Raw genomic sequence first — 19,636 nt, 5'->3', positions numbered from 1 at the left:
GCGGGTCACGGTACGGGCACGACGGGTGCTCAGCCGGCCGCCATGGCCTCGCGCAGGCTCTTCGGCCTCATGTCGGCCCAGTTCTCGTCGACGTAGTCCAGGCACGCCGACCGGCTCGCCCCCCCGTACGCCACGCGCCAGCCGGCCGGGATTTCGGCGATCGCCGGCCACAGGCTGTGCTGCTCCTCGTCGTTGACCAGCACGTAGAAAGCGCCGCCGTCGTCGTCAAAGGGGTTGGTGCTCATCGCTTCTCCTCGCAGTTTGGTGTTTGACAGAACCTGCCGTGGCGCCCAGCACCCGGTCTGACAGCAGCCCGAGGCAGCTCAGGTTGGGGAAGCCGGGGCCCTGGGTGAGCCCGGACAGGTTGGGCAGGAACAGCTTTGGGGCGACATCGGTGACGGCCAGGTCGTAGCCGATGGCCTCCTGCAGGCCCTCGGCGGTGAGCGGTCCGCCCAGCCCGAGTTCGAGCAGGTCGAGCGCGTCCTGGCTGAACAGCGACGTGAACCACAGCGGGTCGGCGCCGGAGCCGTCGATGACCAGATCGAAACCGTGCACCGTCTCCAGGTTTTCGCTGCCGCGGTTGCTGGACAGGGTCAACCGGATCTGCCCGTCGCGGCCCACCGCGTGGGCGACCCGCCCGCGCAGGTGGCGGATCCGGTCGTCGGACAGCAGCGCCTCCTGCACGTTGGCCGAGAACACCCCGCGGTCGGTGCGGGCCAGCGCGTCGCGGCGTTCGTCGAGCGTCAGCGCCGTCCAGTCGGTGGGATCGGAGAACAGCGAGTTCTCGAAAAACCCCTCGCCGCGGGTAAACAGCGTCACCTGCGGCGAGATGACGGTGATCGTCGAAACCCGGTGCCGGAACAGCTCGTTGAGCATCGATGCGGCCGTCTCGCCGCCGCCGATCACCGCCACCCGCTCGGCGCTGATCCGGTCGTCGGCCGCGGCGCGGTCCCAGAACTGGGCGATCGACAGCATCCGCGGGTTGCCGGGCAGCAGCGACTTCTCCGCCTGGCCGGGTCCGGTGATCATCAAAGCCTCGGCGTGCACGGTGGTTTCGTGGGTCTGCAGCGCCCAGCGGTCGCCGTCGACGGCAAGCCGCTCGACCTCGCCGTGCACCACGTTCAGGCCGACCTGATCGGCGACCCAGCCCAGGTACTGGCTCCACCGGCGATGGGTGGGCGCCGGCCTGCCGCGGTCGATCCATTCGGCGAACGACGCGGTGGCGATGAGGTATGACTGCCAGCTGTAGCGGGTCATCCGCTCGTCGAGTTCGGCGTTGCGGCGCGGCACCAGCGCCGAGCGGTAGGGAAACCCGACGTCCTTTTCCGGGCTGGTGCCCAGCCGGTGCGCCCCGTCCGTCCAGCCGCCGCTGGCCTGCCAGTTGCCCCCGACCGCGATGCGTTCGACGGCCACCACATCGGGGGCCTGGACACCCATGTCGCGCAGCACCGATGCCTTGGCCGCGACGGCCACCGCCTTGGCTCCGGCGCCCAGGACCGCAAGCGTGCTCATGTCGCCACCTTCCTGAGGTTGTCTGTCCACAGTTGTTGCAGCGCGGCCAGATCCGCGTCGTCGAGGATGTCGGGCAGCGCGCGCCATTGCGTGGCCAGCATGCGCTGCTCCCCGACGGTGAGCACGACGGCGAGGATGGTGAGCTCGTGGCGCACCGCGAGGTCGGGCTCGGGCACCGGTGACACGTCGGCGAGTAGCTCGCGTTCGAGGCGCAGCGCGGTGCCGCCACCGGTGTGGGCGGCACCGAGATAGTTCAGCAGCAGCTGCGGCCCCGGGAAGCCGGCGAGCTGCTCGGCGGTGTCGGCGCGCAGGTAGCGCAGCAGCCCGTAGTCGATTCCGTCACCGGGGATCTCGGCGAGCTGTTCGGAGACGGGCCGGGTCGGGTCGACCCGCATCGGGTAGATCGAGCTGAGCAGCCCGACCGTGTCGCCGGTGTCCACGGCGCGTGCGCCCGGCCCGTCCAGCAGCGCGTCGGCGCGGCCGTGGGTTTCCAGCGCGAGCAGGGGCGGCGGCGTGGCCTGGCCCCGTCCGCGCCGCCAATCCGTCAGCATCGCGGCCGCGGCGGCGACGAGCAGATCGGGCAGGGGGGCTGCGGATCTCAGCAGGCGCAAGCTCACGTCGGCGTCGACCACGGCGGTGCGGACGACCAGGTCGCGGGCCACGTCCCGGCCCGGCCGGATCCGCCGGGCGCCGATGTCGGGATCGTCGCCCTGGAGCTGGGCGCGCCAGGAACCGACGGTGTCGAGTCGGTGGGCGCGCTCGATGAGCGCCGCGGCCCAGCGCCGGTAGCTGGTGTGCTCGCGCACCGGCGCGGGAGGGCGGCCGGCGGCCAAAGCCCTTAGCGCAGAGTCTAATTCGCCGAGCACCACCCGCCATGACGCCGGGTCCATCGCCAGCACGTGGGCGGCCAGCAGCAGGACGCTCCCGCCGCTCGGCGGGCGGAGCCACACCGCGGCCAGCAGGGCCCCCCGCTCCGGGTCGAGTCGCTCGACGGCGGCGGCCGCCTGCGCCGTGACCGCCGCGTGCAGGTCCTCGACGTCGAGTTCGGTGAGGAAGTCTGCGACGGCCCTGGGGGCCGGGCCGTCCACCAGCGTCATGGCGGCCCGATCCAGCCTGGTGCGCAGCACCTCGTGGCCGTCGAGGGTGCCGGCCAGCGCGGCGTGCAAGTGTTCGCGCGTGACGCTGTCGGGCAGCCGGATGGCTTCGGTCTGCGCGAGCCGGCGCGGCTCGCCGTACTCGTAGAGCCAATGGGCGTTGGGTAACAGCGGTATTGGGCCGCTCGCCTCGGTGGGCGCGACCCGTTCGGCATCCTCGTCGATGGCCGCGGCGAGCTCGCGAATGGTCTCGCACTCCATTATCAGCCTGGCGCGGAGCGCGACGCCATGCCGGCGGGCGGCCTGCACGACCGAGAGGGCCGCGATGCTGTCCAGGCCCATGTCCAGGAACCCGGCGGTGACGTCGATATCGGCGATTTCCAGGACGTCGGTAAAGACCTCGGCCAGCGCCGCCTCGGTGGGCGTCTCGGGCGGGACGGCCCGGTCCGCCGCGATACCGGTTGCCGCCAAAGCCTTTTCGTCGACCTTGCCGTGCGGTGTCAGCGGCAACTCGTCGAGCACGACGATGTGGTGGGGCACCAGGTAGCGCGGCAACCGCTTGAGCAGCATCGAACGCAATTCGGCCACCGCCGGCGGCTGAGGGCCACCCGCGACGTACGCCGTGAGCCGCGGCCCGTTGGCATGGTTGCGGGCCGTCACATGGGCGCCGCGCACCCCGTCGTGTCCGTTGAGCGCCGCGACGATCTCGCCCGGCTCGACGCGGAAGCCGCGGATCTTGAGTTGATCGTCACTGCGTCCGAGGAACTCCAGGCCGCCGTCGGGCATGCGGCGCACCACGTCTCCGGTGCGATACATCCGGCCGCCGCGGCCGTGCGGGTCGGCGACGAACCGTGCGGCGGTCTCGGCCGCTCGCCCGAGGTAGCCGCGGGTCAGCTGGTCGCCGGCCAGGTACAACTCCCCGGCGGCGCCGTCCGGCACCGGCCGCAGCCAGGAGTCCATCACGTAGGCGCGGGTGGTCCGGGTCGGGCGCCCGATGGCCGGTCGCGCGTGCTCGTCGATGGCGGCGACGACGGCCTCGACCGTGGCTTCGGTGGGCCCGTAGCAGTTGAAGGCGGTCATGGCCGTGCGGGCGCATTCCCGTTGGATCGCCTGCCACGCCGTCCTACCCAACGCTTCGCCACCGAGCGCGAGAACCGCCAGCGGCACCCGGCGCAGCAGCCCCGCGGCATGCAGCTGGGCGAACATCGACGGCGTGGTGTCGATCATGTCCAGGCCGAACCGGTCGATCATCGCGACCAGCGCCTCGGCGTCGCGTCGGCCCGCGTCGTCGATGATGTGCACCGCGTGCCCATCGAGCAGCGCGGCCAACGGCTGCCACGCGGCGTCGAACGTGAAGGACCAGGCGTGCGCGATACGCAGCGGTCGCCCGAGTCGTGCCGCGGCCGGCCGCAGCACGCGCTCGATGTGGTCGTCGGAGTAGGCCGACAGCGCCCGGTGGGTGCCGATGACGCCCTTCGGTGCGCCGGTGGTGCCCGAGGTGAAGACCGCGTAGGCGGCGTGATCCGGGGGCACCGTGGCCGCCCGGAAGCGGGCGGGCGCGGCGGTTTCGGCCAGGGCGGTGAACACTTTTTCGTCGAGCACGATCGCCGCCGACGTCTGGCGCAGGATCTCGGCCACCCGGTCCTGGGGCATCGCCGGATCGAGCGGCACGATCGTGCCGCCGGCCTTGAGGATGGCCAGCATCGCGGCCACATAGCTCGGGCCCCGGGGCAGCGTGATCGCGACCGGGGTCTCCCCGGCCACGCCGTGACGGCCCAGGGCGGCGGCCAGCCGATCGGTGAGCGCGTCGAGTTCGCCGTAGGTCAGCCGCCCGTCGGCCCAGCCGAGCGCCGCCGAATCGGGTTGCGACGCGGCGATTTCGGCGAACCTGGTGTGCACCGCGACCGGGTCCGCGCGCGCGAGCGGCGGGGTCGGGCGGTGTTCGGCGGCCAGCAGGACGTCGACCTCGCGCAGGGGGCGGTCCCAGTTGTCCACCAAGCGCTGCACGGTCGCCAGCAGCCGCCTGCCGAGGCCGTCGGGCGCCATTGTGCCCAGCGCCCCGTCGAGCACCTCCACCAGCACGGTGAGCTCGCCCGCGCTCAGGTGGGCGGCGATGGTCACCGGGAAGTGCGACACGCTCTCCAACCTCGCCGGGCGAAACGTCGCGCCGTTGGCCGCGAATTCGGTGGCGCCGACCACGGCGCCGGGAGGGAAGTTCTCGTACACCAGCAGGGTGTCGAACATCTCTCCGATGCCGGCGAGGGAGCGCAACTCGGCGTGCCCCAGGTAGCTGTGGTCGCGCAATGCGGCGGATTCCCGTTGCAGCGCGGCGCATTGCGCCCCGACGGTGGTGCGGGGGTCCAGCCGCACCCGCAGCGGCACGGTGTTGATGAACAGGCCGACCATCGTCTCCACGCCCGACAGTTCGTCGGGCCTGCCGGACACGGTCACCCCGAAGGTCACATCGCTGCGATCGGTCAGTACCGAAAGTATTGCCGCCCAGGCCAGTTGAACCAGGGCGTTGAGGGTAACGCCGCGCGCGCGGGCGGCCTCGGCCAGCGCCGTGGTGGCGTCGCGGTCGAGTCGCAGCGTGGTGCGCCGCGGGATGCCCGCCTGCGGCGGGGTGGCGGTCAGCGCCGGGGAGAGGAGGGTCGGCCCGTCGAGGCCGGCCAGGTGCCGGGCCCACAGCGCCCGGCTGCCCGCCTGGTCACGGCCGGCCAGCCAGCCGATGTAGTCGCGATAGGGCCGCGGCGACGGCGGCAGCGCGGCGCTGTCGCCGCCGGCGCGGTACAGGGCGAGCAGTTCGGAAACGAAAAGCGGCAGCGACCACCCGTCGATCACCAGGTGATGCGCGACGATGACCAGATGCCAGCGCCGGTCGGGCAATTCGATGAGCAGGAACCGGATCAGCGGCCCGCGGGCCAGGTCGAAGCGGCGGCCGCGCTCCTCGGCCTCCAGGGTCTCGACCTCGTCCGGCGCGGCCCGGACCTGCCGCCAGGGCACCTCGACGGCGCTCGGGATGACCTGCACGGGGCGGCTGAGATCGCCGTGCACGAAGCTCGCCCGCAAGTTCGGGTGCCGGGTCAGCATCGTCGCGGCGCAGTCGCGCAGCAGGGCGACGTCGAGCGCGCCCGCCACGTCGGCGGCCATCGCGATGACATACGGGTCGGTCGCCCCGGGATCGGTCAGAGTCGTCATCGCGAACAGCCCCCGCTGCAGCGGGCTCAGCGCCATCACGTCCTCGATGGCCGGTCGCGGTTCGGCCCGGGTCACGGCTGACTACCCCATGACGAGGTGAGCGCCGCCAGTTCGTCGGCGGAGAGCCCAGACGTGCTCATCGGCGCGTGATGGGTGTCGTGCGAGCCGGTTTCGGTGTCCGACTTGGCGTCGAGCGCGGCCGCGAGCTCATGCAGCACGGGATGTTCGAACACCATTCGCGGGGTCAGCGGCAGCCCGGCATCGCGCGCCCGCGCAGCCACCCGCACGGCGAGGATGCTGTCGCCGCCGAGGTTGAAGAATTCGTCGTGGCGCCCGACCTGCTCGGCGTCGAGCACGTCGGTGAGGATGGCCGCCAGCGCGCGTTCGGTGGCGGTGGCGGGCGGTTCCCCCGGGCCACCGGCGGGCCCGGCCGGTGCCGGTGCCGCGGGCGTCGCCACTCCGGCCACCAGCTCCAGTTGGCCGTCGTCGCTCCACACGCCGCGCTCGCCGGTGCGGTAGAGCCTCGAACCCGGTTGCGCGGCAAACGGATCGGCGACCAAGCGGGTCGCGGTCAGCGAGGGCCTTGCCAGCCGGGCGATGACAGCCGGACCGCCGCCGTAGTAGACGTCGCCCACCACGCCGGCCGGGACCGGGTTCAACCAGGCGTCCAGCAGGTACACCCGCGCCATGCCGGTGCCAGCGTTGGATCGGTCCAGAATGCGTTGTCGCTCTTGCGGCCCGGCGATCTCGACGTGGCGCAGCCGCTGATCGGGATGGTGGGCGAACGCCTCGACGACGCGGACCAGCCACTCGGCGAACCGGCTCGCGGTGCCGCGTCGATACAGCTCGGGGCGAAAAATGACGTGGCCGCGGTAACCCTGGTCGGAGGCGAAGAAGTTGACCGACATGTCGGCGTGTGCGACGTCGAAGGTGGGCTCCAGCGCGGTGAACGTGGTGTCACCCGCCGGGCCGCTGTCGATCACGATGTCTTGCGGCAATCGGTCGCGAACGTGCACCACCACGTCGAAAAGCGGGTTGCGCGAAAGCGACCGCGCCGGGCTGACGGCGTCGACCACCCGGTCGAACGGCAGGTCCTGATGCGAGTACGCGGCCAACGCCATCTCTCGGGTCCGCAGCAGCACCTCGCGCAGGGTCGGATCTCCGCCCAGGTCGTTGCGCAGCACCAGGATGTTGATGAAGAACCCGATCAGCCGATCGAGCCCGGCCTCATCGCGACCGGCCACCGGGGTGCCGATCGGGATGTCCGGGCTTCCGCCGGCCTTGTGCAGCACGACCGCGACGGCGGCCTGCAGCACCATGAACTCGGTGATACCGAGGTCGCGGCTCAGGGCGGTCACCTTGTCGCGGGTCACCGATCCGACGCTGAACTCGACGGCGTCGCCGGCACCGCTGAGCGAGGCCGGGCGCGGGAAGTCCGGGCGCAGACCGGTTTCGGCCGGCATCCCCGCGAGTTGGCGGACCCAATAATCGCGCTGCGGTCCGGCGATGCCCGCGCCCTCGTCCAACAGCGCCGCCTGCCACCTGCCGTAGTCCGCGTACTGCACGGGCAGCGGATCCCATGACGGCCTCTGCCCGCCGCGGCGGGCACGGTATGCGGTCAGCAGATCGGTGAACAGCACCCCCGCGGACCAGTGGTCACCGGCGATGTGGTGCACCACCAACGACAGGACGTGCCGGCCCGGAACGCTGAACACCGCGGCCCGAATGGGCAGGTCGCGCTCCAGGTCGAAGACGTAACGCCGCTCGTCGTCCAGTTCGGCCCGCTGCCAGCGCTCGTCCGGCCCGCCGGTGCGCCGCACCGGCACCTCGGCGGGCGGATGGATGACCTGGTATGGGACACCGTCGATTTCGCGGTAGGTGGTGCGCAAGATCTCGTGCCGCGCCACGACGTCGGTGATGGCTGCCGCCAGCGCCTCGGTGTCGCACGGGCCACTCAACGCCGCGGCGAACGGAATGTTGTTGACGGCATTGGGCCCGTCGAAGCGATAGGTGGCCCAGCTTCGCAGCTGCGACGACGACAGCGGCACCGGACCGCCGTGTGGTGCGGGCACCAAACGCGGCCTCGCCGAGTCGCGCTCCCGCGTGTCGATCTGTTCGGCGATCCTGGCCACCGTCGCCAGCTCGAAAATCTCGCGCACGCCGAGGTCGACCCCGAACGTGTTGCGCACCGCCGCAACCAGTTTGGTGGCGAGCAGCGAGTGGCCGCCGAGGTCGAAGAACGAGTCGTCGGCGCCGACCCGCTCCCGGCCGAGCAGCTCGGCGAACAGCCCCGCGACGCCGCGTTCGGTGGCCGTGTCCGGTTCGCGGAACGCGCCGCCGGAACCGACCTCCGGTTCGGGGAGCGCGGCGCGGTCGATCTTGCCGTGCCCGGTGATCGGAATCTCGTCGAGCACGACGTATGCCGCCGGCAACATGTATTCGGGCAGCGCCGCCGCCACCCGGGCGCGGATGCGGTCGAGGTCGACCCCGGACTTCCCGTCGTCGCCGGCCGCCGGGGTCACGTAGCCCACCAGGCTCTTGCCCAACCGCGGCAGATCGCTGACCACCACGACGGCCTGTCCGACCGTGGGATCGACCGAGATGGCAGCGGCCACGTCCCCCAGTTCGATCCGGAAACCGCGGATCTTGACCTGTTCGTCGGCGCGGCCCACGAACTCGACGTCGCCGTCGGCGTTGCGGCGTGCCAGGTCCCCCGATCGATACATCCGGGCCCCCGGATTGAACGGGTCGGCGACGAACCGCTCGGCGGTCAGCCGCGCGCGCCGATGATATCCGTGCGCCAGATGCGTTCCGCCGAGGTAGATCTCGCCGATCACGCCCACCGGCACCGGTTGCAGAGAATCGTCGAGCAGGTACATCGTGGTATTGATTTTGGGCCGGCCGATGGGCACGATCCGGGTGCCCTGTGGCCCCTCCACCATGTAGCAGCTGGCATTGATCACGGTTTCGGTCGGGCCGTAGAAGTTGTGCAGCAGCGCGTCGAAGGTGGCGTGGAACTTGTCGGCGACCTCGCCCGGCAGCGGCTCGCCGCCGATGGGCACGCGCCGCAACGTCCGCCACTGGCTGACGCCCGGCAGCGACAGAAACAGGCCCAGCAGGGACGGCACGAAATGCATTGCCGTGATGCCCTCGTCGCGCAGCAGGGCGGTGAGGTAACCGATGTCGCCGAGCCCCCCGGGGCGCGGGATCACCATCCGCGCGCCGCAGGCCAACGTACCGAAGATCTCGGCGATCGACACATCGAAGCTCGGGGAGGCGACCTGCAGCAGCCGGTCGGTGTGGTCGACCCCGTACTCCCCCTTGAACCAGACGAAGTACTCGGCGACGGGACGATGCGGCACCGCGACGCCCTTGGGCAATCCGGTGGTGCCCGACGTGTAGATCAGGTAGGCGGTATTGTCCGGCCGTAGCGGCCGCACCCGATCGGCGTCCGCCGGATCGTCGGCGCGGTAGCCGGCCAAGTCGCCCACCGGATCCCGCAGCACCAGCTTCGCGTCGCAGTCGTCGAGGATGAATTCCAGCCGGTCCCGCGGGTAGGTGGGGTCGACGGGCACATACACCGCTCCGGACTTGGCGATGCCCACCGCGGTGACGACCAGTTCCGGCGACTTGTCGAGCAACACGGCGATCCGGTCCTCACTGCCGATGCCCTGCTCGATCAGCCAGTGCGCCAGGCGGTTTGCCGCCTCGTTGATGGCGCGGTAGGTGAACCGACGGCCCTCGTAGACCACGGCGACGGCGTCGGGAGTGCGCGCGGCCTGCCCGGACACCAGATCGGCGAGGGTCCTTGGGGCGGTGTCGAAGGCCTCACCGCGCGACACCGCGCGCAGCCAGTCGGCGTCGGCGCCGCCCAGTAGCGCCAACGCGGCCAACGGCTTGTCCGGTTGGGCCAGGGCGTCATCGAGCAGCACGGCGAAGTGCTCTAGCATCTGCCGCGCCAGCGCGGGTTCCAGGATCTCCAGCAGGTGCTCGGCCTCGACCAGCGCGCCGGTGCTTTCGAATTCGACCATGAATCCCAGGGGTAGCTGGGTGAGGTTGCTGCGCAGGTCGTAGCGCTCGCACGCGATGCCGGGCGGGTGGAAGCCGCCGCCGTCGGGCTCGCGGAACCCGAAGGACAGGCGGGTCATCCGTTCCGCGCCATGCCGGCGATCGGGGTTCAATTCGCGCACCACGCGGTCCAGGTTGACCCGCTGATGGGCGAACGCCCCGGTGGCGACGTCTCGCGTCGACGCCAGCAGCTCGCGGAAGCTCATGGTCGGGCGCGGTCGCAGCCGCATCGCCACCGTGTTACCGAAATATCCAATGGCATCGTCGGTTCCGGCGCCTCGATTGAGCACCGGCGCGGCCACGAGGAAGTCGTCGCAGTGGGTGTAGCGGTGCACCAGCGCGCCGAAGGCGGCCAGTAGCACCATGTATGGGGTGCAGCCGGTGTCCCGCGCCGTCGCGGTCACCCGCTCGGCGGTGTCGGCGGACAGCCGCAGCGTGGTGCGGGCCGCGCGCCAGGTGGTCGGCACGCGGGTTCCGGCCGGGCCCGGAAGTTCCAGTGGCTCCGGCGGATCGGCCATGACGGCGCGCCAGTAGTCCAGGTCGGCCTCGCTGGTATCCGGTCCCGGCGCGGCAGACCGGCGGTGCGGCTCGAGCGGGACGCCCTGGTATGCCCTGGTGAGATCGGAGAAGAACACCCTCCAGGAGCCGTCATCCCACGCGATGTGGTGGGCCACCAGCAGCAGCACGTGTTCCGCGGCCGCCGTGCGCACGACGGTGATCCGCAACGGCGCGTCGGTGGAAAGGTCGAAGGGCGCGCCGAATTCGCGCTGGGCCAGCACTTCGAGGCGAAGCCTGCGCGCATGCTCCGAGAGGCCGGTCAGGTCTTGTTCGGCCCACCCCGGGGGGAGGTCGTCGTGCACCACGGGCCGCGGGTCGCCCTGGTCGCTGAGGGCATAAGTGGTGCGCAGGATGCGGTGGCGGCGTGACACGGCGTTGACGGCGTCGCGCAGCCGGGCGGGGTCGAGCTCGCCGCTGATCCGGTAGGAGACGCAGACGTTGAGCAGTGCGCCGCTGGGGTCGGCCGATTGCACGAACCACATGCGGGCCTGGCCGTGGGAGAGCTCGTCGTCGGAGGCGGGACGAGGGTACTCGGCGGCTGCCAGACCGCGTTCGGCGAGCCTGCGCCGAAGCAGTTCCAGCCTGGCCGCATCGACCCGGGCGCCGGTGTCGGCGATGTCAGTCACGCGAAATGTCCACCTTCTGTGCTGTTTCGGGGCGTTCGACGGTGCCCCCGAGCTGCTCGACGAGTTCGTCGCCGGTGATTTCGCCCATCAGCGTCGCCAGGGACACCGTCCGGCCGATCATCCGGTTGAGACGTTTGCGCAGATCCAGCGCCAGCATCGAGTCGACGCCCAGATCGAAGAGCGATTCGGCGAGGTTCACCTCGGCGGCCCGCTCGATGCCCAACACGGCCGCCAGCTGACCGCGCACCGCATCGGCCACCGACACCGCGTCGTGTTCGTGCGCGACGGCTTCCACCGTCGGAGTCCCGGATCGCCTGCCGTCCAGGAACGCCCGCAATCGGGCCGCGTCCGCCGCGAACACGAGCGGGTCCTCGCGCCACTCGCGCAGGCTCGCCTCGATCGCCTCGACCGGCGACATCGGGCGCAGCCCGGACCGCTCGATGTCGGCGATCCCGGCCGAATCCGCGATGCTCCGGCCCGATTCGGTCGAGCCCTGCCACAGGCCCCATTTCACCGCGACGCAATGCCTGCCCGCGTCGCGCAGCCGGGCGGCGATCACGTCCAACAGCCGATTGGCCGCCGAGTACGCCGCGTGTCCGCGGCCGCCCCACACCCCGGACACCGACGAACACAACAGCATTCGGGCGTCGGCGCGCACGGGCCACACCTCGGCCAGGTGGGCGAGACCGCGGACCTTCGCGGCAAAGGTGTCCGCGACGGCGTCGGCCGCGAGCTCGCGTACCGAGCCGAACGTGGCGGCGCCCGCGGCGTGGACGATCAACGACGCGCCGGCGCCGCCGTATCCCGCTGCGATGAGCGACAATTGGACCGGATCGGTGATATCGCAGGGCGGCGCCACGAGCTCGGTGCCGTAGCGGGCCGTCAAGGCCTTCAGCAGTTCGGGATCCGCGGAGCGCCGACTCAGCAGGACGATGCGCCGCGCGCCGCGCTCGGCGAGATAGCGGGCATAGTGCAGGCCGATGGCCCCGGACCCTCCGGTGATCACCACGTCGTCGAGCGCGCCGGAGCCCAGCGGCCATTGCGCGGGGGCGGGCACCTCGCGCAGCGAGCGCTCGAACAGCACGTAACCGCTTTCGGATTCGCGCAGCGCGGTTTCACCGCAACCGGACAACAACGCATCGACGGCAGCGCGACCCGCGGCCGGCGTCAGCTCCCGCGAGATCAGGTCCAGGTGGGCGAAACTCTGCTCGGGATAATCGAATCCGATGCTGCGATGCATGGCGGCCAGCGCCGCCTGGGTGGGTGACGGCGGCGCCTCGCGATGGCCTACCGGCTCGGCGCCCACGGTGACCAAACAGACGGTGTGGCAGCGGGGGCCGAGCGCGCGCGCATAGTCGGGCTGCCCGGACCCGATCAGTTCCGTGAGGGCCTGGGCGGCCGCGGCGGCGTCGGCGCCGTCGAACGTCGGGGCGACCGCCACGACGACCTCGGCATCCCGCGGCGCGGCAAGGGCCGCCGCCGGGTGCGACTCGATCGCCGCGCGCAGCGACCGGGCCAGGGGGCGCTGATCGGCGTCGCCGCCGGGACCGATCACCGCGAGACGCGCGGGCGCGCCCGCGACCGGTGTGGACGGCGTCGCCGGCTCCCAGCGCTCGACCGCAATGTTGAGCCCGGGCGACCCAGCCGCTGCCTCCAGCGGTTCTGGGTGCGCCCACATCGGAATGGCGCGCATGGGCGCGTTCGGGAATCCGGGCGGACCCATGTCGGCGCGCTCCAGATAGTCGCCCCAGCCATGGCCGGGGTCGGCGATCGCCGCGGTGACGATATTCGCCGACAGCGCCTCGACCAATGGCTCGTCCCGGTGAGCCGACCCGACCAGCACCGCCGGGTCCTCGCGGGACTCGAAGACCTGGCCGATCGAGAACAACAGCGCGGGATGGGGCGACACCTCGATGAACGAGCCCGCGCCACAACGGATTGCCGACTCGAACGCGCGGTCCAGCCGCACCGTGTTGCGCAGGTTCGCATACCAGTAGTCGCCGAACCGCGCCTTCGAATCCACCACATCGCCGGTGGTGCCGCCGATGAATTGCACCGGGGTCTCGGCGAATTCCGACTCGGGGAGTCGCCGTTGGAATTCCTCGCGCAGCCGTTCGAGCAGGCTGGTGTGCCCCGGAAATCCCGCGACGATCTCGCGGGCAAACCCGCCGCCGGCGCGCACGGCGTCGGTGACGGCGAGCACCGCGTCGCGATCTCCGGAAATCGCGACGGTCGAGGCGGAATGGACCACGGACAGCTCTACCCAGCCGCCGGCGGCCGCGATCAGCGGCCCGGCCTCCCGGGCCCCGATGCCCAGCGTTGCCATCGCGTAGCGACCCGGAAGGCGATCGACCACACCGGCGCGCGCCGCGATCACCGCGACCGCGTCCGGCAACGTGATGCTGCCGGCGACAACGGCCGCCGCGACCTCACCGAGGCTCTGGCCGATGGTGAGGTCGGGAACCACGCCGCACGAGCGCCACACCTCGGCCAGGGCGACGGCGTGGACGAATTGCGCTCCCTGCACCTCGATCTCGGAAAAAGCGCGGGAGTCGTCCCCGGCCGTCAGGTAGCGCAGCGGCGACTCGACGCCGGCAGCCTCGAACGCCGCGATGCAACCATCGGCGGCGGCCCGGTAGCCGCCGAGCGCCCGGTACGCGGCAGCGCCCATGCCCGGCCGGTGACCGCCCTGACCGGGAAAGACGAACGCCTGTCGGGGCGCGGCGGTCAGCGGCGACCTGCTGACCAGCGGATGCTCCCGCTCGGCGGCCAGCGCGCGTAACCCGTCGACGAGCTCGGCCCGGTCCGCGGCGCGGACGACCGCGCGGTGCCTGCGGACCCGTCGGGTTCCGCGCAGCCGCCACGCCACCTGCGCCACAGTCGTTTCCGGAAAGCGGTCGAGATAGTCGGCGATCGCCCGGGCGTCCGCGGCGACGAGTTCGCCGGCGTGGGCGCTGAGCAGCACCGGGATCCGGCCGTCGGGCAGGCGTCTGGCGACCATCAGGCCACCCCGCGCCCGTCCGCGTCGGGCATCGCGACGATCACGTGGGTGTTGGTGCCGCTCATCCCGAACGCGGAGACCGCCGCGACGCGCCACCCATCGACGGCCTGCCACGGCGTCAGCTTGTCCGCCAACCGCAAACCCTGGCTCTCCCAATCTATTTCGCGGCTGGGCTCGTCGACGTGCAGGGTCGGGGGCACCGCGGCGTGTTCGGCGGACAGGATCACCTTGGCCAGACCCAACGCCCCCGCCGCGGCCTGCGCATGCCCGATGTTGGACTTGACCGACCCCAGCAGCGGTCCGCGCCCGGGCGGCGCGGTGCCGTAACTGGCCGCCATGGACAACAGCTCCGTCCGGTCCCCGAGCCGGGTTCCGGTGGCGTGGCCCTCGATCATCCCGACGTCGGCGGGCTCGATCCCCGCCTGGGCGAGGGCGCGCCGGAACAACCGCAGCTGCGCGTCGCCGCTGGGGGCCATCAGCCCGGCGCTGCGCCCGTCGGAATTCAGGCAGCTGGCGCGTACTTCGGCGAGGATGCGACGCCCGTCCGCCACCGCCCTGGACCGGCGCTGCAGCACGAACATGGCCGCACCCTCGGCCCACACGGTCCCGCTGGCGAGCGCGCTGTAGGGCCGGCAGCGGCCGTCGTCGGACAGCGCGTGCTTCTTGGAGAACTCGACGAAATAGCCGGGGCTGCCCATCACGCACACGGCGCCGGCGATCGCGAGGTCGCAGTCGCCGGCCCGGATCGCCTGGACCGCGGTGTGAAAAGCCGCCAGCGCCGACGAGCAGGCGGTGTCGATCGTCAGCGCGGGACCCGCCAGGTCCAGCGTGTAGGCGATGCGCCCCGAGATGACGCCCAGCGACGTGCCGGTGATCAAATGCCCGCTGTGGTGCGAGAACTCGGACAGGGGCGGGCCGTACTCGAGCGTGGAGGCGCCGACGTAGCAGCCCACGTCGTGACCGGCCAGGTCCTCGGGGTTGATCCCGGCGTTCTCCACGCCGCGCCACGCCACCCGCAGCCCCACCCGCTGCTGGGGGTCCATGGCCGTCGCTTCCCGCCGGGAGATGCCGAAGAACTCGGGATCGAATGCCGTTGCGCTACTGAGGAATCCACCGAGGTTCCGGATCGGCTTGAACCCGTCCCGCCGCGACCCGTCGAACAGCTCGCGCAGCGCCCAGCCCCGATCGGTGGGGAACGGCCCCAGCGCCTCCCGTTGCTCGGACAGCAGCGCCCAGAAATCGTCCGGGGTTTCGATGCCGCCGGGCGCTTCGACCGCGAGCCCGACGACGACGACCGGGTCCCTATCGGGCATCGGCGCTCACCAGCCGGGCCACCGCGTCGAGGTGGTCGTTGAGGTAGAAGTGGCCGCCCTCGAACTCGGACACCGCGAACCGGCCGGATGTGTGGGTTGCCCAGCCGGCCAGGGTTTCCCGGCTGATCCGGTGGTCGCGGTCGCCACCGACCGCATGGATGTCGGCGCCGATGCGTACGTCCGGACCGCAGGAGTAGGCGTTCAGGGCGCGGTAATCGGCCTGCACCGCCGTCACCAGGAGCTCGACGAATTCCTCGTCCTCCAGCAGCGCCGGATCGGTCCCACCGAGGTCCACCATGTCCGCCAGCACGCCACTGTCGGTGGTCGGCAGCGGCCCGTACGCGGCGACCGTCGACGGGGCCTGCCCGGCCGACGCCCACAGCACCCGCACCGGCACCCCATTGCTCTCGGCGACGCGGGCGAATTCGAAAGCCACCACCGCACCCATGCAATGCCCGAACAGGCTCAGCGGAGCCGCCGAAGCCCAGTCGCCCGCCTCGAAAAGCTCGCGCGCCAACTCGCCGATGCTGTCCGCCGCGGGATCGTCCCGCCGGTCGGCCCGCTGCGGGTACTGCACCACAAAGGCCTCAAGATCGTTGGCCGACAGCGCCTTGGCCAGCGACCGGTAGGCCGCGGCCGCACCGCCGGCGTGCGGAAACACCACCACCGAGCCGCGCGGGGCGGCACCGCGGAACCGCTTCACCCAGGGCTTGAACTCCCGCGGGGCGGTAGCCGTCGTCTTCCGATCGAGGGCAGAGAGCACGTCGACACTCGACATGTCGGCGATTTCCAGGTACACCTCGGCGACCTGCTCCAGCCGGCCGCCGTCGGCTTCCCGCCCGACCAGCAATTGGGCGAGGGCGGCGACCGTCCGGGCCGCGAAAATGTCGGCGACCATCAGGCTCGGCGAATCGAGCCACTGCCGGATGCCGGCGACGGCCTGCGTCGCGAGCACGGAATCGCCACCGAGGGAAAAGAAATCGTCGTGCACGCCCACGGCGTCGGCGTCGCGGTTCAACAGCTCCGCGACGATGTGGCACAGCGCGCGCTGCAGCCGCGTGGCCGGCGCCCGGTGGCGCGCCGACGTCTCGCGCGACTGCTCGGCCAACTCCGCGGCCAGCAGGCCCGCGACGGCACGCCGGTCGATCTTGCCGCCGTCGGTGAACGGGATCCGCTCGACCACCGAGATGTGCGCCGGAATCATATGGGCGGGAACGAGGTCGGTGAGGCCGTCGCGAATCCGCCGGGCGTCCGAGGCGCCGTCGTCGAGGCAGACCTGCGCGGCCAGCACCTCGGCGCCGCCGGGCGCGGGCACCAGGGCCGCCACGGCCGCGCGCACCCCGTGCACCAGCCGCAGCGCGGCCTCGATCTCGCCGAGCTCGACGCGATACCCGCTGACCTTGATCCGGTGATCGGCGCGGCCGACGAACTCGAGGGTGCCATCCGGCCAGTAGCGGGCCAGATCGCCGGTGCGGTACCAGATCCGGCCCTCGTGGGCGACGAAGCGTTCGGCGGTCAGCTCGGGGCGCCCGCGGTAGCCGCGGGCGATGCCGCGCCCGGACACCCAGAGTTCACCGGCCACCCAGTCGGGGCAGTCCGCGCCGCCGTCGCCGACCACCCGGCAGGCGATGTTGGGGAACGGCTTGCCGTAGGGCACCGCGGTCCAGCGCTCGGGCAGATCCTCGGCGACCTCGAAAATGGTTGCGTGGACGGCCGTTTCGGTGGCGCCGCCGAGACCGGCGAAGCGCGCGCCGGGCGCCTGCGCCCGCAGCCGGCGGGCCAGGCCGGGGCGCACCCAGTCGCCGCCGGTGGGCACCACCCGCAGCGACGACAGCCTCCCCTGGCCGACCTCGACCAGCATCTCCAGCCAGCCGGGCAGGAAGTTCAGCACGGTGACCCGGTGGGCGTCGATCAGCCGGGCCCAGGCGTCGGGATCGCGGCGCTGAGCCTCGTCGACCACCACGATCGCCCCGCCGGCGCGCAGCGTGGCGAACACGTCCAGCACCGACATGTCGCATTCCAGCGTGGATAGCGCCAGGCACCGGTCGGCGGCGCCGATCTCGAAGTGGCGGGTGATGAATTCGACCGTGTTCATGGCGCCGTCGTGCGTCATCTCGACGCCCTTGGGCTCGCCCGTCGACCCGGAGGTGAACAGCACGTAGGCGAGCGCGCCGGGATCCGTTCTGGCGGGCCGGATGTCGGGCGGCGCGTCGCGCGGCAGGTCGGCGATCACCAACGTGGGCACCGGTACCGAAAGGGGCCGGCCACCGCACACCAGCGCCAGGCCCACCCCGCCGGTTTTCAGGATGCGCTCCGCCCGGTCGCGTGGCTGGTCGACGCCGATCGGTAGGTACACCCCGCCGACGGCCAGGATCCCGAGCAGCGCAGGCACCTGTTCGGCGGTCTTGGGGCCCATCACCGCCACGGTGTCGCCGGCGCCGATCCCGGCCGCCCGCAGCGCGGCCGCCACGGCCAGCGCCCGATCGCGCAGCTGCCCGTAGGTGAGGTCACCCGAGCCGGCGAAGACCGCGGGCGCGTCGGGTTGCCGTTCGGCCCGGCGGAAGAACCCGTCGTGCAGCGCCTCGCCGCTGGGCTCGGCGGTGCGGCCGTTGGCCGCGTCGCGGGCCGCGCGCTGCGCCCCCGGCAGCGCCGCCGGGCCGGGCGCGTCCCAGGCGTCGTCGGCGGCCGCGAGCCGGAGCAGTTCGTCGATGTGGTGGTCGAACATGGCGTCGATGACGCCGGGCGCAAAGACCCCGTCGCGGACGTCCCAGTTCACCAGCACGCCGCCGTCGAACTCGGTGACCTGCGCGTCGAGCAGCACCTGGGGACCCTGGGAGATGATCCAGACGGGCGTGCCGAATTGCGTTGTGACGTCGGCACCGAACAGTTCCCCGAGGCCGAGCGCGCTGGTGAAGACCACCGGCGCCAAAACCTGGGCGCCGCGGTGGCGGCTGAGGTCGCGCAGCACCGACAGCCCGGGGTAGGCGGAATGGGCGGCGGCGGTCCGCATGGCGTCCTGCACCGCGTGCGCCCGCGCGGCCGGGGTGTCGGCCCCGACCAAGTCGATATCGAGCAGCAGGGACGAGGTGAAGTCGCCCACCAGGAGGTCGACGTCGGGATGCAGCTCCTGGCGCCCGAACAGGGGGACGTTCAGCAGGAACCGCGCGGTGGACCAGCGGGCCAGCGCGCCGGCGAACGCGGCGCCCAGCGCCATCGCCGGGGTGAGGCCGCGGGCGCGGGCGCGGGCGAACAGCGCGTCTCGGGTGGCCGGTTCCAGCCAGTGCCAGCGCCGGGTGGAGGTGCGCGAGCCCCGGCCGCCGGTCGATGGCGGCGCCGGGGGGTCCGGCAGTCGCGGGATGCGGTGCGCCCACCAGTCCCGGTCGGCGTCGCGATCCGGCCGCGGTTGGGCCTCCTGCCGCGCGATCGCCTGGCGGTATTCCCGGTAGCTGTAGCCCAATTCGGGTAGGTCACGGCCCAGGTAGAGGGCGGCAAGGTCGGCCATCAGGGTGCGGTAGCTCATCGCGTCGGCGGCCTGCATGTCCAGATCGACGTGCAGCCGGGAGCGGTCGCCGGGCAGCAGCGTCAACGTCAGTTCGAACACCGCACCGTCGAGCTGCTGGTGCGACTTGGCGTCCCGCAGGGCCGCCAGCCGCGCCTCGACGACGTCCGGGCCGGCGGCGCGCAGGTCGACCACCGCGACGGGGAAGTCGCCGCATTGGTCCAGCGGGATGCGCTGCGTGCCGTCGGGCAGAAACCGCACCCGCAGTATGGGGTGACGATGCGCCAGCCGGGTCGCGGCCGCGCGCAGGCGATCCGGGTCGACCGGCCCGCCGTCGAACTCCACGTAGAGGTGCCCGGCCACCCCGCCGTACTGCTGGTGGTCCTGGCGCCCGACCCACATCGCGTGCTGCATCGGGGCCAGGGGGAAGGGGTCGCCGGCGTGCCCGGCCGCGTGGGGCCCCGGGGCCGGCTCGTCGGCGGCGGGCGTCGGCGCCACGGAGGCGACCAGTTCGGACCACGCCTCGACGGTCGGGGCCGCGGCCAGCGTGGCGAAATCAACGGCGATGCCGTCCCGGCGCCAGCGACCGGCCAGCGTCATCATCCGGATGGAGTCCAGGCCCTGGCCGATCAGGTTGCCACCTGGGTCGATGGCGTCCGGGCGGACGCCGAGCAGCTCGGCCACCTCCGCGCGGATGTCCTCCGAGCACGCCGGGGCACGCACCACGAAAATCCTCCCAGAATTAGCAAAGGCTGCCCTAAGTTGTT

The 19,636-nt window shown here is 72.1% G+C and carries 7 protein-coding genes; all 7 read right to left on the bottom strand.

The window, feature by feature from the left end; genetic code table 11:
• Positions 1–29 precede the first annotated feature (29 nt).
• The 7 genes from MTAB308_RS26340 to MTAB308_RS26310 are packed head-to-tail and all read right to left on the bottom strand — an operon-like array spanning position 30 to position 19,595.
• The gene (locus tag MTAB308_RS26340; protein WP_077103555.1) at positions 30–245 is read right to left on the bottom strand and encodes an MbtH family protein; all 216 of its coding nucleotides are present in this window, start codon (positions 243–245) and stop codon (positions 30–32) included.
• Positions 226–1,512, bottom strand: coding sequence for an NADPH-dependent L-lysine N(6)-monooxygenase MbtG (gene mbtG / locus MTAB308_RS26335; protein ID WP_077103553.1), 1,287 nt, complete (start codon positions 1,510–1,512; stop codon positions 226–228). Before mbtG ends, MTAB308_RS26340 begins: the two co-directional genes overlap by 20 nt.
• Entirely contained in the window at positions 1,509–5,840 is a 4,332-nt protein-coding gene (locus tag MTAB308_RS26330; protein WP_077104827.1) for a non-ribosomal peptide synthetase, read from the bottom strand. Before MTAB308_RS26330 ends, mbtG begins: the two co-directional genes overlap by 4 nt.
• Positions 5,841–5,875: 35 nt before the next feature.
• On the bottom strand, positions 5,876–11,056 hold the full coding sequence (locus MTAB308_RS26325) for a non-ribosomal peptide synthetase (RefSeq protein WP_077103551.1): 5,181 nt from the start codon (positions 11,054–11,056) through the stop codon (positions 5,876–5,878).
• Positions 11,049–14,057: a mycobactin polyketide synthase MbtD gene (gene mbtD / locus MTAB308_RS26320; RefSeq protein WP_077103549.1), complete on the bottom strand. Its 3,009-nt coding sequence runs from the start codon at positions 14,055–14,057 to the stop codon at positions 11,049–11,051. The genes MTAB308_RS26325 and mbtD overlap by 8 nt, the downstream gene beginning before the upstream one ends.
• Positions 14,057–15,370, bottom strand: a complete 1,314-nt coding sequence (locus MTAB308_RS26315; protein WP_077103547.1) for a beta-ketoacyl [acyl carrier protein] synthase domain-containing protein — start codon at positions 15,368–15,370, stop codon at positions 14,057–14,059. The genes mbtD and MTAB308_RS26315 overlap by 1 nt, the downstream gene beginning before the upstream one ends.
• Positions 15,360–19,595: a non-ribosomal peptide synthetase gene (locus MTAB308_RS26310; protein WP_077103545.1), complete on the bottom strand. Its 4,236-nt coding sequence runs from the start codon at positions 19,593–19,595 to the stop codon at positions 15,360–15,362. Before MTAB308_RS26310 ends, MTAB308_RS26315 begins: the two co-directional genes overlap by 11 nt.
• Between the last annotated feature and the right edge of the window lie 41 nt (positions 19,596–19,636).

The sequence above is a fragment of the Mycobacterium terramassiliense genome (assembly GCF_900157385.1).
In the GTDB taxonomy this organism is placed as follows: domain Bacteria; phylum Actinomycetota; class Actinomycetes; order Mycobacteriales; family Mycobacteriaceae; genus Mycobacterium; species Mycobacterium terramassiliense.
This window is presented reverse-complemented; position numbering and strand designations above follow the sequence as displayed.